This is a genomic window from Azospirillum sp. CT11-132 (genome assembly GCF_047302835.1).
Taxonomy (GTDB): domain Bacteria; phylum Pseudomonadota; class Alphaproteobacteria; order Azospirillales; family Azospirillaceae; genus Azospirillum.
The window spans coordinates 598,424-612,799 of the sequence record NZ_JBGLZA010000003.1; the positions used below are offsets into that span (position 1 = coordinate 598,424).

Consider the following 14,376-nt stretch of genomic DNA (forward strand, 5'->3'; position numbering starts at 1 on the left):
CTCACTCCCCGTCCGACGCGGTCGTGGTGGGTGGCACCGACCAGGGATTACGCGGAGCGGGTGAAGGCGAGGAGGGCGGCCGGGGCGGGGTGGCATCGCGCACCAGATCGCCCAACCCCGCCAGCGCACCGGCGACGCCAGCCAATTCCACCGGCAGGATCATGGTCTTCTGGTTGGGGGACGCGGCAAAGGCCTTCAAGGCCTCCATGTATTTCTGGCCGAGGAAATAGCCCAGCGTCTGGTTCGACCCTTGGGCCACCGCCTCCGACACCAGACGGGTGGCCTTGGCCTCCGCCTCCGCCAGGCGCTCGCGTGCTTCGGCCTCCAGCTTGGCGGCTTCCAGCTTGCCCTGGGCGATGCGGATCTGGCTTTCCTTCTCGGCGTCGGCCTCCAGGATCTGGGCGCGGCGGAGGCGCTCGGCCTTCAACTGCCGGCCCATCGCCTGGACGATGTCTTCGGGCGGGGTGATGTCGCGCAGCTCGATGCGGGTCACCCGCACGCCCCAGGAGGCCGTGGCCTCGTCCACCGCGCGCAGCAGGCTGGCGTTGATCGCCTCGCGCTGGCTCAGCAGCTCGTCCAGGTCCATGGAGCCCATCACCGTGCGGATGGTGGTCATCGCCAGTGTCTGGGTCGCCCGCTGCAGGTCGTTGACCTCATAGGTCGACTTCATCGGGTCCATCACCTGGAAATACAGGACGCCGTCGGCGGTCACCGCGGCATTGTCCTTGGTGATGACGCTCTGCGACGGCACATCCACCACCGTCTCGCGCATGTCCACCTTGGCCCGCACAGAACTGATGATCGGAAAGATCACGTTGAAGCCGGGATGCAGCGTTTCCTGATAACGGCCCAACCGCTCGACGATGAAGTTGAAGCCCTGGGGGACGATGCGGACGCTGGTGATCGCCAGGATGACGACCAGCACGAACGCCGCGATAACCAGAATGCCGAGTTCCATCGATGGCCGCTCCTGACATGGGCGGACGCCGCGCCGGGCGTCCTCTGCCCATCATGAGGCAATTCGCGGAGGCTGCAAATCCCGCCTCCGCCGCGACGATCCGTCTCAATAATCCTGGGTGTCGTGCTTCAGCCGGACCAGTTCGCCATTCAGCAGCGACAGCATCAGCTGCACGACCATCTCGTGGACGATCACCGTATGGTGGTTGCCGGTCTCCTGCATCGCCTTGCGCAGCGCATCGCGCACGGCCGTCACGCCGGTGACGTCGATCAGCACATCCAACTGCTCGCCCAACTGCGCCAGCTCGTGGAAATTGGTGGTGGTCTTCACGCCGCGATGGTGCGCAAGCCGCATACCCGGCGCCTCGGGATCGAGGTCCGCCACACCCAGCAACTCGACGAAGGGGGCGGCCAGCAACTTGCGCAGCAGCGGCGTTCCGGTCTCGCCGGCGCCCACGACGGCGACACGGAACAGATTGTTGGGCATCGGGTTCGGTCCTTTCACGAATCGGGCAAGAAAAAAGCGGGGAGCCGAAACTCCCCGCCCGAACCCTAGCTGAGCCGCCGTCCGGTTTGACCCGGACGCGGCGTCGCACCCTGTGAAGTATAAGCGCTGGACAGAGACGGCGCCGGCCTTACGACCAAGCGGCCATCTTCTTTTCCAGGTTGTCCGACAGCTTGTCCAGGAACTGCTTGGTGGTCAGCCACGGCTGCTGCGGGCCGATCAGGATGGCGAGATCCTTGGTCATGAAGCCGGACTCGACGGTCTCGACGCAGACGCGCTCCAGCGTCTGGGCAAACTTGATCACGTCCGGGGTGTTGTCGAACTTGCCGCGGTAGGCCAGACCCTGGGTCCAGGCATAGATAGAGGCGATCGGGTTGGTCGAGGTCTCCTTGCCCTTCTGGTGCTCGCGATAGTGGCGGGTCACCGTGCCGTGGGCGGCCTCGGCCTCGACGGTCTTGCCGTCCGGCGTGACCAGGACCGAGGTCATCAGGCCGAGCGAGCCGAAGCCCTGCGCCACGACGTCCGACTCAACGTCGCCGTCGTAGTTCTTGCAGGCCCACACGAAGCCGCCTTCCCACTTCAGGGCCGAGGCGACCATGTCGTCGATCAGGCGGTGTTCGTAGACCAGGCCCTTGGCCTTGAACTGGTCGGCGTAGGTCTCGTCGAAGACCTTCTGGAAGATGTCCTTGAAGCGGCCGTCATAGGCCTTCAGGATCGTATTCTTCGTCGACAGATAGACCGAGTAGCCGCGCTCCAGGCCGTACATGAAGCTGGAGTGGGCGAAGCCCTCGATCGAATCGTCGAGGTTGTACATGCCCATCGCCACGCCGGCGCTCGGGTAGTCGAACACCTCGTGCTCGATCTGCTGGCTGCCGTCGGCCGCTTCCCACTTGATCGTCATCTTGCCCGGGCCGGGAACGACGAAGTCGGTGGCCTTGTACTGGTCACCGAAGGCATGACGGCCGATGATGATCGGCTTGGTCCAGCCCGGGACGTAGCGCGGAACGTTGGAGCAGACGATCGGCTCGCGGAAGACGGTGCCGCCCAGGATGTTGCGGATCGTGCCGTTCGGCGACTTCCACATCTTCTTGAGGTTGAACTCCTTCACCCGAGCTTCGTCCGGGGTGATGGTCGCGCACTTCACGCCGACGCCATACTGCTTGATGGCGTTCGCGGACTCGACGGTGACCTTGTCGTCGGTCTTGTCGCGGTTCTCGATGCCGAGGTCGTAGTACTTCAGGTCGATGTCGAGGTAGGGCAGGATCAGCTTGTCTTTGATGAACTGCCAGATGATGCGCGTCATCTCGTCGCCGTCGAGTTCGACGACCGGATTGGCTACCTTGATCTTGGTCATGGGTGCGAGATCTCCCCGAACGGGTAAGGGCGTTGTCATTCCTTAGGAGCCGGGCGCGTCGTCCAGCGGGCGCTTGTTGCCGGGGAGCATGCCGCTTGGGTGGCTCCCCGGTACCCCGGGCGGAAATCAATCGCGGTTATATAGCATCGCCCCGTGACGGAAAGGAAGGCACGGCGGTGGCTTAGGCGTCGATGTCGCATGATTCCGCTTGCAACGCAGCCCCGCAGCCGGCCATGATAGTCAATTGGTATTACCGGTTGGCCGGATCGAGCCGTTTTGGCGGCGGAATGCCGTCCAAGAACTACAAATCCGGCCCTTTGTGCGGTCAGGCCGCCGACTCCGGGGTGCGAGACGGCCGCAACTCCGCCGATTGGTCGGCCGATGCGCCGGCAATGTCCCGTTCCGCATTCAGCATGTAGTCGCGTGTCAGCGGCACGGCGCCCAGCGAGCGGGCGACCTGCACTTGGAACACCATATGGCCCTGCAGGCGGAAAGCCAGTTCGGCGCCGACCAGATAGAACTCCCACATCCGGCAGAAGCGCTCGTCATACAGTGCCTTCGCCTCCTCCCAATGGGCGGTGAAGCGGGCCCGCCAGTGGCGCAAGGTCTCGGCGTAATGCAGGCGCAGAACCTCCAGGTCGGTGGCCAGCAGGCCGGACCGCTCGATGACCGGCAGCACCTCCGACAGGGCAGGGGAATAGCCGCCGGGGAATATGTATTTCCGGATCCAGGGGTTGGTGCTTGCCGGTCCGTCCAGCCGACCGATGGAATGGATCAGCGCCACGCCCTCGTCGTTCAGCATGTCGCGCACTGCGTCGAAGTAGTTGCGGTATTGCGGCACGCCGACATGCTCGAACATGCCGACCGAGACAATGCGGTCGAAGGCCCCGCGATGGGCGGCGGCGAACTCGCGATAGTCGCGCAGTTCGAAGGTGACCCGGTCGGACAGCCCTGCCTCTTCCGCCCGCTGGCGCGCCACGGCGAGCTGTTCCGACGACAGGGTGATGCCGGTCACCCGCGCTCCGGTGTGCCGCGCCAGATAGAGCGCCATGCCGCCCCAGCCGCAGCCGATGTCGAGCACCCGCATGCCAGGCACGATCAGCAGCTTGGCGGCGATGTGCCGCTTCTTGGCCTCCTGAGCCTCGTCCAGCGACAGACCGGGCTCCGCGAAATAGGCGCAGGAATACTGCATGTCCCGGTCGAGGAACAGCTGGTAGAACTGGCGTGACAGGTTGTAATGGTGCTCCACATTCTGGCGGGAACGCTGCATCGGGTTGTATTGCTGCACGCGACGCAGCAGCGGCGACAGCGACTCCAGGGCGCGGCCCAGCGCGCCCTGCACCTCGGCACCGCTCATCAGCATCGACAGCAAATCGTAGATGCCGCCACCTTCGATCGAAAAACGGCCGTTCATATAGGCTTCGCCGAACCGCAGGCGCGGATTGATGAGCAGGTCGCGCTCCACGGCGCGGTCGTGAAGGCGGAGGGTCAGGTTTGGTGACCCGGATCCGATCCGATGGTGCTTCCCATCGGCCGTAATGAGATTGAGGGTTCCGTCGCCCTTGGCGGCGGCAAGCAGACGAACCAGCAGCATGCCGAACTCCTTCCGCGGTGCCGTTCCAAGCATGGCGCGCAGGAAGGGGTGCGACAATTCGTCAATCGGTCAGAATTGCTACCCAATTGGGTATTGCGGACGTATGCACACAGTCATGTCTGTCGTTGCTGCCGCCTGCCCAGAACGCGGAAAACCGCCCGGCCCCGAATGGGGCGGGCGGTTTCCGGACGAGCGGTACGACGTGCCGCCAAAATCCCAAAGGCGTCTTCGGGACTTCAGCCGCAGAAGGGCGATCAGCCCTCCTCTTCCTCGGTCGCGGTCTCTTCGACGTAGGTCTCTTCTTCCTCTTCCTCGTCGCGCAGGTCGGCGGCGGTGATCATGCCACCACGCTGGGCCTGCAGCTCGGCCTCTTCGGCCGAACGGGCGACGTTGACCGTGACCGTGATCGACACTTCCGGATGCAGGACGACGCGCAGCTTGAACAGACCCAGGGTCTTGATCGGGGTGTCGATCTGGACCTGCTTGCGGTCGGTCTTGTAGCCGGCGGCGGTCAGCGCGTCGGAGACGTCGCGGGTGGTCACGGAACCGTACAGGACGCCGGTCTCGGCGGCCTGACGGATCACGACGACCGACACGTTGTCCATCTTGGTCGCAACCTGCTCGGCGTCCTTGCGGCGCTCCAGGTTCACGGCTTCAAGGTGGGCCTTCTGCTTCTCGAAGACGGCCAGGTTCGCCTTGGTGGCGCGCATGGCCTTCTTCTGCGGCAGCAGATAGTTGCGGGCGAAGCCGGGACGCACATTCACGACCTGACCCATCTGGCCGAGCTTCTCGACCCGCTCCAGCAGAATAACTTCCATCACTCGTCCTCCTGACCGGGGGCCGCGGGGGAAAACCGGCGGCGCAGCCCGATCCATTGCTCGATCATGCCCAGGCCGACCAAAAGCAGGATCGGCCACCCGAAGAGAAACAGCATCATGTAAAAGCCAACCAGGATCAGCGTGCGCGCCGATTTGCTGCTGGCGAATACATGGACCACCGAAAGTCCGGCAAAGGCGAAGGGTACCGCCAGGATCAGAGCCAGATTGACCGCCAGGAACCCGAAGGTTCCCGGTACGGCCGAGGCCGCCGCGACCGCCACCGCGAACAGGGGCGCCAGCCAATGCGGCAATTCCAGCTCGGCCAGACGCATGGCAGGGCGCCGGTTGCGGCCGAACCGCATCAGCGCCCCCTGCGCCAGCACCGCGTTGACGATCGTCATGACAAGCCATGAGACCGCAACCAGCCCCGGCAGGACGGCCGCTACCCAGAAATCCTCGGGATCCGGAACCGGCTGGCCCTGCGAACGGAACGCCGGCTCGACGACTCGAGCCAGGGTCTGCCGCATCAGCCCTTCCAACCCACCGGGCTGGTCGAGCGTCAGGATCACCGCGGCGAGCAGCGCCGCCACGCCCATCCCGGTCAGGCCCATCAGGACCCGGCCGGGCGGATACCATTCCAGGGTTCCATCCTCCCGCGTGCGCGCCAGCAGCGACTGCCGCACCACCAGGATTGCCGGGGCGGCCCCGGTCACCAGGTAGGACAGCGCCACCAGCGTGCTGCCGGAGGTGCCCAACATCACCGCGGCGGCCCCGGCCAGACCGGCCAGCATCACCGCCGGCGCCCCCAGCCACAGCCCCGTCAGGAACAGCGGCAGGGGGGCCAGATAGCCCAGGATCAGCGCACCCATCCCGCCGAACGTCACCGACAGGTAGAAGAATGCGCTTGCCAGACCGCCGCCGACGGCGACCACCAGCGGTACGGCCGGACCCAAGGCCATGGAAACCCCTTGAAGAACCTTCACCGAAACAGTTCGGCCGTTTGCCGGGCTTACTTCACCACGTAGGGGAGAAGGGCCAGGAAACGGGCGCGCTTGATGGCGCGGGCCAGTTCACGCTGCTTCTTCGTCGAGACCGCGGTGATGCGGCTCGGGACGATCTTCCCGCGCTCGGAGATGAAGCGGGACAGCAGCTTGACGTCCTTGTAGTCGATCGCCGGAGCATTCGCGCCCGAGAACGGGCAGGTCTTGCGGCGACGGAAGAACGGGCGGCGTGCGCCGCCGGTGCGGGCCGGAGCGCCCGTGGTCTGCTTGTCGGACATTTACGCGGTCTCCCCTTCGGCGGCGGCAACGTTTTCCTGGCGGCGCGGCGGACGCGGGCCACGGTCGTCGAAGCGACGCGGACCACGGTCGCCACGATCGCCGCGCTCACCACGCTCGTTGCGGCTCTGCATCATAGCCGACGGGTTGGCGTCGAGGGCGTCGACACGCACGGTCATGAAGCGCAGCACATCTTCGCTGATGCTCATGTTCCGCTCCATCTCGGCGACGGCGGCGGCCGGCGCGTCGATGTTGAAGAGGGTGTAGTGACCCTTGCGGTTCTTCTTGATCTTGTAGGTGAGGGTCTTCAGACCCCAATATTCGCTCTTGGCGATCGTGCCGCCGTTGTCGCGAACGATCTGGGCGAACTGCTCAGAGAGCTGCTCGGCCTGGGCGGCCGAAATGTCCTGGCGCGCGATCAGCACGCACTCGTAAAGTGCCATTGCACTCCCCATGGCTGTTCATGGTCCGGCGCTGCGCCCCATCCCTCATGGATCGGATCAGCTGCCCGGGCCTAGCCGACGGCGGACCGCCGGCAAGGAGTTATGAAGCGGCGCAGTATGCACAGGCCGGCGGTGGTAGCAAGCGGAAATCCGGGCCGGGCTGCGCCACCTTTCGGAAAAATCTATTCGCGTTATAGAGAGCTGCCCGGATGACCCCCGCCGCGCTGCTCTGGGCATGGGTTGGGCGGGGCGGAGCAGGGGTGGCTATCGCGCGGGATAAGCTCCGGCGCATTTGACCGAAGTGCATTGGATCGCTCCAGGCGCCATGTTCAGCCTGCCGTTTACGGCGGAGCTTGCGGTGTGTCGCTCGACCACGCGCTCCGTCCGCGGCGCTGACAGCCCGGTGCCTGGAGTAGCCATGCGCAAGAACATGTTGCCGTATCATGTCGTGGAACTGAGGGGGCTGGCCTGCATCCTGCTGGTCGCGTACCACGTGGTCGGTATTCCCGGGGCCGGCATGCAGGTGGCGGAGGGGTCGGTCTACCGCTACGCCACCGACAGCTTCGAACTGATCCGCATGCCGCTCTTCACCTTCATTTCAGGGCTCGTCTACGCCCTGAACCCGGCCAGGGGCGACCGCCTGAGCACCTTCTTCGTCAAGAAGCTGCGCCGGCTGGGCTTTCCGTTCCTGGTGGTGTCCACTCTCTTCTATCTGCTGCAGACGCATGCACCGGGTGCGAACGGAACAGCGGCCCCCGATTCGATGTGGCGGATCTACGTCTTTTCCTATGCCCACTTCTGGTATCTGCAGGCGCTATTCCTGATCTTCACGGGCGTCGCGCTGCTCGACGCGCTGCACGCGATGGACCGGCCAGGGGGCTTTGTGCTCGCCATGGCGGCTGCGGTGGTCATGTGCCTGACGGTCCATGTCGACTCGAACGTCTTGTCGGTGAACGAGGCCTGCTTCCTGTTGCCGCACTTCCTGCTGGGGGTGGGGGTGACCCGCTTCCGCGCCATGGTTTCCCGGTCGGCGATGGTTGGCGGCGCCGCTGCCGCGCTCGCCATCGGCGTTGCCCTGCATCAGGCGTCGCTGTGGGGCTATCTGCCCCATTTCGGCTGGAACAGCGGTGTCGCGCTGCTGTGCGGGATGGGTGGAGCGGTGACGCTGCTGCATGCCATGCCGTCGGGCCGGGTTTTCCGGATGGTGGGAGCCTCCTCCTACGCCATCTACCTGCATCACGCCCTGTTCGCCGCCGGCGCGCGGGTGGTGCTGCACCGGCTGGACGCCGGGGATGGCGTGATTTTCTGCGTGGCGCTGATCGCCGGCCTGATCGGCCCGATGGTGCTGGAGGCGTTGGCACAGATCAGGCCCTGGACCAGGGTGGCGCTGGTGGGCAAGGCATGACCGCGGCGCTTTGATTTGCGCCGCAGCATAAGGCGCAAGACCCGCAAGACCCGATTTGCGGTACGTCTGGGTCAGCCCACGAACAACCCCTTCCGCACGGCGGTTTTTCGTGGGCCTTCTGCGTCAATACGTGGCCTTTTATCGCACCATTGTCGCTTTGGTCATCGCGCGTCGCTTGACTTGCTCAAAAGTGAGGGTATGACTGTCGCCCAATCCATGGTGCCGCCGCAGGGGCGGGGCGCATTCATCCAGGGTTTCACCGAAGCATGACCAGGGCGTTCGTCTTTCCGGGGCAGGGCAGCCAGGCTGTCGGCATGGGCCGCGAACTCGCCGAAGCGTTCGAAGTCGCTCGTCACACCTTCGAAGAGGTGGACGACGCGCTGAACCAGCGGCTGTCGCGACTGATGGTCGAAGGCCCGGAGGCCGACCTTACCCTGACCGAGAACGCGCAGCCCGCCCTGATGGCGGTCAGCGTCGCGGTGATGCGGGTTCTGGCGAGCGAGGGCGGGGTCGACCTGTCCAAGCATGCCACCTTCGTCGCCGGCCACTCGTTGGGCGAATATTCGGCGCTCTGCGCCGCCGGTGCCTTTTCGCTGGGCGACACAGCGCGCCTGCTGAAGTTGCGCGGGCAGGCGATGCAGAAGGCGGTTCCGGTCGGCAGGGGCGCCATGGCGGCCCTGCTGGGCGCCGACCTGGATCAGGCGCAGGCCATTGCCGCCGACGCCGCCCAGGGCGAAGTGTGCAGCATCGCCAACGACAACTCTGTCGGGCAGGTGGTGATTTCCGGCAGCGCCGACGCCATCGACCGGGCCATTGCCCTGGCGGCGGAACGCGGGCTGAAGCGCTCGGTGCGCCTGCCGGTGTCTGCTCCCTTCCATTGCTCGCTGATGCAGCCGGCCGCCGATGCGATGGCGGAGGCTCTGGCGAACGTTACGATCTCCGCTCCGGTGGTTCCGGTGGTGGCGAACGTCACCGCCTCGGCGGTGTCGGACCCCAACGCCATCCGCCGCCTGCTGGTCGAACAGGTGACCGGCATGGTCCGCTGGCGCGAATGCGTGCTCTCTATGAAGGAGCAGGGTGTCGAGCGGCTGGTCGAGGTCGGGTCGGGCAAGGTCCTCGCCGGGCTGACCAAGCGCATCGACAAGGATCTGACGGCGGTGTCGGTCGGAACGCCGGCCGATGTCGAGTCGTTCCTGAAGACCCTGTGACCACATCAGCCCCGTGATACATCAGCCTCGTGAGGCCATCCATGTTTGACCTGACCGGCAAGTCGGCCCTCGTCACCGGCGCGTCCGGCGGCATCGGCGCGTCGATCGCCCGTGCGCTGCATGCCCAGGGCGCCGCCGTCGCGCTGTCCGGCACCCGCGTCGCCCCGCTGGAGGCCCTGGCCGCCGAGTTGGGCGAGCGCGCCTTCGTCGTGCCCGGCAACCTGTCCGAGGCGGCGGCGACCGAGCAGCTGTTCAAGGACGCCGAGGCGGCCCTGGGCAAGATCGACATCCTCGTCAACAACGCCGGCCTGACCCGCGACCAGATCGCGATGCGGCTGAAGGACGAGGATTGGCAGTCGGTCATCGACGTGAACTTGACGGCGGCCTTCCGCCTGTCGCGGGCCGCCATGCGCGGCATGATGAAGCGCCGCTGGGGCCGCATCGTCAACATCACGTCGGTCGTCGGCGTCACCGGCAATCCGGGGCAGGCCAACTATGCCGCGTCCAAGGCCGGCCTGATCGGCATGTCCAAGTCGCTGGCCGCCGAGCTGGCCTCGCGCAACATCACCGTCAACTGCGTCGCGCCGGGGTTCATCACCACGGCCATGACCGACGCCCTGAACGACGAGCAGAAGCAGAAGCTGCTCCCCGCCATTCCGGCCGGCCGCATGGGCCAGCCGGACGAGATCGCCGCCGGGGTCGTGTACCTCGCGAGCGAGGAGGCCGCCTACGTCACCGGCCAGACGCTGCACATCAACGGCGGCATGGCCATGATCTGATGAGGATCCGACGGGGCGGCATCGCCACGTGTGAAGAACGGCGCCAACCGGGCTCCCTCGCGGGTGCTGGTCAAGGCTGCTGAAATGTGTTATCGGACGGGGCTTTTCGCGGCAGGACGGCACGTTCTTCGCGTGTTGCTCCGACCGGATTATCCCGAGCGGTTTCAAGGATTGGAAGGTCTTAAAAGATGAGCGACATCGCCGAGCGCGTGAAGAAGATCGTTGTGGACCACCTGGGTGTCGAGGAGTCGAAGGTGGTGGAGAACGCCTCCTTCATCGACGATCTGGGCGCCGACAGCCTCGACACCGTCGAGCTGGTCATGGCCTTCGAGGAAGAGTTCGGTGTCGAGATCCCGGACGACGCCGCGGAGAAGATCCTGTCGGTGAAGGACGCCATCGACTTCATCAAGGCCAACGCCGCCGCCTGATCGGGCCGCGGGCATTGAGCCCCCGAGGGCCAGGCGAACCGCAATTGCGATACCAGCAGCGCGGGGCCTGGCCGTCGACGACCAGATCGTCGACAGTTTATTCGAGGAAAGGTCAAGGAACAGCCTCATGAGACGTGTCGTCGTCACCGGACTCGGTATGGTCACGCCGCTCGGCGTCGGCCACACGCTGAACTGGGAGCGGCTGATTTCCGGAACGTCGGGAATCCGCGGCATCACGGGGTTCGATGCTTCGGACCTGGCCTCCAAAGTCGCCGGGCAGCTCCCGCGCGGAACGGGTGAAGGCGAGTTTAACGCCGACTCCTTCGTTTCGCCGAAGGATCAGCGCAAGATGGATGATTTCATCATCTTCGCAATCGCCGCGGCGCAGGAAGCAATCAAGGATTCGGGTTGGATTCCCCAGACCGATGAAGAGCGCGAGCGGACCGGCGTCATGGTCGGTTCGGGCATCGGCGGCCTTCCGGGCATCGCCGACGGCGCCGTGACCCTGCATGAAAAGGGTCCGCGCCGCCTGTCGCCCTTCTTCATCCCCGGCTGCCTGATCAATCTGGCCTCCGGCCACATTTCGATCCAGCACGGCTTCAAGGGCCCCAACCACGCGGTCGTCACCGCCTGCTCGACAGGCGCGCACGCCATCGGCGATGCCGCCCGTCTGATCATGTGGGATGATGCCGACATCATGGTCGCCGGCGGCACGGAGGCGGCGGTCAGCCGTCTCGGTGTCGGCGGTTTTGCCGCCATGCGCGCGCTGTCCACCAACTTCAACGACACGCCCGAAAAGGCCTCGCGTCCCTATGACAAGGATCGCGACGGCTTCGTCATCGGCGAGGGTGCCGGTGTCGTCGTGCTGGAAGAGTTGGAGCACGCCAAGAAGCGCGGCGCCACCATCTATGCCGAGGTCGTCGGTTACGGCCTGTCGGGCGACGCCTACCACATCTCCGCTCCGGCGGAAGACGGCAATGGCGGTTTCCGCGCCATGAAGGGTGCGCTGAAGCGCGCCGGCCTGAACCCGTCCGACATCGATTACGTCAACGCCCACGGCACCTCGACGCCGCTCGGCGACGAGATCGAGCTGGGTGCGGTGAAGCGCCTGTTCGGCGACGCCATGAACAATCTGGCGATGTCCTCCACCAAGTCGGCCATCGGCCACCTGCTGGGGGCCGCCGGTGCGGTCGAGGCGATCTACTCGATCAAGGCGATCAACCACGGCATCGTGCCGCCCACGCTGAATCTCGAGAATCCCTCGGAAAGCTGCATGGGCGTCAATCTGGTGCCGAAGGTCGCGCAGGAGCGCCGCGTGCGTGCGGCGCTGTCGAACTCCTTCGGGTTCGGCGGCACCAACGCCTCGCTGGTGTTCAAGGAATTCGCGTAAGCGAAGCTCCCACCGACGTTGCGGTCTGCAGTCTTCAAGAGGTGAGCGATGGGCTGGGGTCTCCGGATTTTCGCGGGGACGCTGGCCCTCGCGGTCGGTGCGGCGGGCGGAATCGGCGTCTGGGGTTACCAGCGCTATTCGGCCCCCGGACCTTTGGAGCAGGCTGAGACGGTCGTCATCCCGCGCGGCAGCGGGCTTGAGGCCATTGCCATCACGCTGGGCGACTCCGGCGTGATCGGCTCGCCGCTGGTGTTCGTCGCCGCGGCCAAGCTGTCCGGCACCTTCCGTGAGTTGAAGGCCGGCGAATACCAGTTCCCCGCAGGAATCAGCATCGAGGGTGTCCTGGAGCAGATGCGCCAGGGCCGCACCGTCGTGCATCGCCTCACCGTGCCGGAAGGGCTGACCTCGGCCCAAGTGGTGGCGCTTCTGGAACGGGAAACCATGCTGACCGGCAACCTCGCGAAGCCGCCGAAGGAAGGCTCGCTCCTGCCGGAGACCTACCACTACGCCTATGGCGACAGCCGCAGCACCCTGATCGAGCGGATGCAGACGGCGATGACCCAGACCTTGGCGGAGGCGTGGAAGACCCGTGACCAGAACCTTCCCTTCGAGACGCCGCAGCAGGCGCTGACCCTCGCGTCCATCGTCGAGAAGGAGACTGGCATCGCTGCCGAGCGGCCCAGGGTGGCGGGGGTTTTCGTCAACCGGCTGGAGGCCGGTATGAAGCTGCAGTCGGACCCGACGGTGATCTACGCGCTGTCCGATGGCAGTGGAGAACTCGGCCGGGCGCTGACCCGCAACGACTGGAAGTTCGAATCGCCCTACAACACCTATGTGGCGACCGGCCTGCCGCCGGGTCCCATCGCCAATCCGGGCAAGGCGTCGATCCAGGCGGCGATGAAGCCTGAGCGGCACGAGTTCCTGTATTTCGTTGCCGACGGCACCGGCGGTCATGTCTTCGCCAAGTCGCTGTCCGACCACAACCGCAACGTCGCCAAATGGCGCGAAGTTCAGCAGAGCCGACAGCCCGACCACGGCGAAACGTCATCGGAGTGACGGCCGGGGAGTACGGCGGTCTGCGGCGGAGGGCCGATAACGATCCGCTTGGTTGCGTGTATTTTGCGAATTGTGCAGTCTTCGCATCGCAGCAAGCCCAACCACCATTCCCTGGGGAGATGTGATGAGCGTGGATGTCGAACAGCGCATCCGTGACCGCGCCTATGCGATCTGGCTGGAAGAGGGCCGTCCACACGGCCGCGACGCCGACCACTGGTTCCAGGCCGAGCGCGCGATTCTGGCCGAAGCGGCGGCCGTTGCCGACGTCGCCCCGGTTGTCGCGGTGGTGAAGGCCCCGCGCAAGACCACCAACGCGAAGCCGCGGGCAGCGGTGAAGTCCATCGGACCGGAAGCCACGACTTCCGAGCCCACCAAGGCGCGCAAGCCACGCAGCCGCAAGCCGGCTTCCGCCTGACCGGAGTTCGACGGAGCCCGCCGGGATCAGGCGGCGTTGGAGGCCTGCGGCAATTCCAGGTTCGAGACGACCATCACCCCGGCGGTCGTGCCGTAGTTCTTGCGGGCGGCGCGCAATGCCTCCAGCGCCTCGATCAGGCTTTCCTCGGCGAAGCCCGGGGCCAGTCCGGCCAGTTCCCGCTCCGTCAAGTCGATGAAGGCGTCCAGCAGGCGCGCATGGATGCGGCTGGCCAAGCGGACTTCATCGGCGACCTTCTGTGCGGGCATGGGTAGCTCCCTTGGTGTCGTGTGGGTCTAATGATCGGTAGAGCGTCTTCTCGGGATCGAATGTCCCGCGCGGCTGATTAGGCGTCGAATAGGGTTAAAAGAACTTTAAATGCCAGATATCTCCGGCAGGGATTAAGAATTACCACTTCGGATTCTAGGGAGCCGCTGGTTGCCTGCTATCTATGATGACCGGATCATGCGGCCGCTCTAACCGCCACCAAAGAACTTCAGTGACCGGCCCCGCGCGACGACTCCGACGGCCCGCAATTGTGCCGTGGACCGGCATTTTGACGATCGCTGCAACCAAAAAGGCGGCTGCAGTTCATGAAGTGGATTTCATGGATGAGTCAGGTTGGGGACAGGGCGGCCGGGCTATTGTCCTTCTTGTGACGCGGTCGGGCCAGCCCCCCTGAAACACCGGCCCGTCACGAGAGCGTCTTCTTATCTGGTGTCTCTTCCCGATGGTCCCCTGCCATCGGAT

General features: G+C 65.4%; 16 protein-coding genes. 7 read left to right on the plus strand and 9 right to left on the minus strand.

Annotated elements, in window-relative coordinates; all coding sequences use genetic code 11:
• Position 1: 1 nt before the first annotated feature.
• From ACCD06_RS08560 to rpsF, 8 genes are all read right to left on the minus strand, one after another.
• Positions 2–958 (minus strand): SPFH domain-containing protein, encoded by a 957-nt coding sequence (locus tag ACCD06_RS08560; protein ID WP_109074459.1) that lies wholly within the window; start codon positions 956–958, stop codon positions 2–4.
• A gap of 105 nt (positions 959–1,063) precedes the next feature.
• Entirely contained in the window at positions 1,064–1,444 is a 381-nt protein-coding gene (locus tag ACCD06_RS08565) for an oxidoreductase (protein WP_413340071.1), read from the minus strand.
• Positions 1,445–1,592: 148 nt separating this feature from the next.
• Entirely contained in the window at positions 1,593–2,816 is a 1,224-nt protein-coding gene (locus ACCD06_RS08570) for an NADP-dependent isocitrate dehydrogenase (protein ID WP_085089173.1), read from the minus strand.
• A gap of 325 nt (positions 2,817–3,141) precedes the next feature.
• Entirely contained in the window at positions 3,142–4,410 is a 1,269-nt protein-coding gene (locus ACCD06_RS08575; protein WP_413340073.1) for a class I SAM-dependent methyltransferase, read from the minus strand.
• 254 nt (positions 4,411–4,664) lie between these two features.
• Complete coding sequence (gene rplI, locus ACCD06_RS08580; RefSeq protein WP_136705457.1) at positions 4,665–5,228, minus strand: 50S ribosomal protein L9; 564 nt, start codon at positions 5,226–5,228, stop codon at positions 4,665–4,667.
• Positions 5,228–6,187 (minus strand): DUF2232 domain-containing protein, encoded by a 960-nt coding sequence (locus ACCD06_RS08585; protein WP_413340075.1) that lies wholly within the window; start codon positions 6,185–6,187, stop codon positions 5,228–5,230. Before ACCD06_RS08585 ends, rplI begins: the two co-directional genes overlap by 1 nt.
• A gap of 50 nt (positions 6,188–6,237) precedes the next feature.
• Positions 6,238–6,507, minus strand: a complete 270-nt coding sequence (gene rpsR / locus ACCD06_RS08590) for a 30S ribosomal protein S18 (protein ID WP_012974291.1) — start codon at positions 6,505–6,507, stop codon at positions 6,238–6,240.
• On the minus strand, positions 6,508–6,948 hold the full coding sequence (gene rpsF / locus ACCD06_RS08595) for a 30S ribosomal protein S6 (protein WP_085089177.1): 441 nt from the start codon (positions 6,946–6,948) through the stop codon (positions 6,508–6,510). It abuts the gene before it with no gap.
• A gap of 418 nt (positions 6,949–7,366) precedes the next feature.
• Here rpsF and ACCD06_RS08600 point away from each other — a divergent pair, with 418 nt between their 5' ends.
• The 7 genes from ACCD06_RS08600 to ACCD06_RS08630 all read left to right on the plus strand — a co-directional run bounded on the left by ACCD06_RS08600 (position 7,367) and on the right by ACCD06_RS08630 (position 13,629).
• Complete coding sequence (locus tag ACCD06_RS08600) at positions 7,367–8,353, plus strand: acyltransferase family protein (RefSeq protein WP_247871596.1); 987 nt, start codon at positions 7,367–7,369, stop codon at positions 8,351–8,353.
• 266 nt (positions 8,354–8,619) lie between these two features.
• Positions 8,620–9,561, plus strand: coding sequence for an ACP S-malonyltransferase (gene fabD, locus ACCD06_RS08605; protein ID WP_413340078.1), 942 nt, complete (start codon positions 8,620–8,622; stop codon positions 9,559–9,561).
• A gap of 41 nt (positions 9,562–9,602) precedes the next feature.
• The gene (gene fabG, locus ACCD06_RS08610; RefSeq protein WP_109074453.1) at positions 9,603–10,340 is read left to right on the plus strand and encodes a 3-oxoacyl-[acyl-carrier-protein] reductase; all 738 of its coding nucleotides are present in this window, start codon (positions 9,603–9,605) and stop codon (positions 10,338–10,340) included.
• A 188-nt stretch (positions 10,341–10,528) separates the two neighbouring features.
• A complete protein-coding gene (locus tag ACCD06_RS08615; RefSeq protein WP_014247969.1) occupies positions 10,529–10,768 on the plus strand; it encodes an acyl carrier protein in 240 nt (79 codons plus the stop codon).
• A 127-nt stretch (positions 10,769–10,895) separates the two neighbouring features.
• Positions 10,896–12,158 carry a beta-ketoacyl-ACP synthase II gene (gene fabF, locus ACCD06_RS08620; protein ID WP_136705461.1) on the plus strand — a complete coding sequence of 421 codons (1,263 nt, stop codon included), beginning with the start codon at positions 10,896–10,898 and terminating at the stop codon, positions 12,156–12,158.
• Positions 12,159–12,206: 48 nt separating this feature from the next.
• Complete coding sequence (mltG, locus tag ACCD06_RS08625) at positions 12,207–13,214, plus strand: endolytic transglycosylase MltG (RefSeq protein ID WP_136705462.1); 1,008 nt, start codon at positions 12,207–12,209, stop codon at positions 13,212–13,214.
• A gap of 124 nt (positions 13,215–13,338) precedes the next feature.
• Positions 13,339–13,629 (plus strand): DUF2934 domain-containing protein, encoded by a 291-nt coding sequence (locus ACCD06_RS08630; protein ID WP_413340081.1) that lies wholly within the window; start codon positions 13,339–13,341, stop codon positions 13,627–13,629.
• Between the two features lie 26 nt (positions 13,630–13,655).
• Here ACCD06_RS08630 and ACCD06_RS08635 read toward each other — a convergent pair whose 3' ends face one another.
• A complete protein-coding gene (locus tag ACCD06_RS08635) occupies positions 13,656–13,895 on the minus strand; it encodes a hypothetical protein (protein ID WP_109074449.1) in 240 nt (79 codons plus the stop codon).
• Positions 13,896–14,376 lie beyond the last annotated feature (481 nt).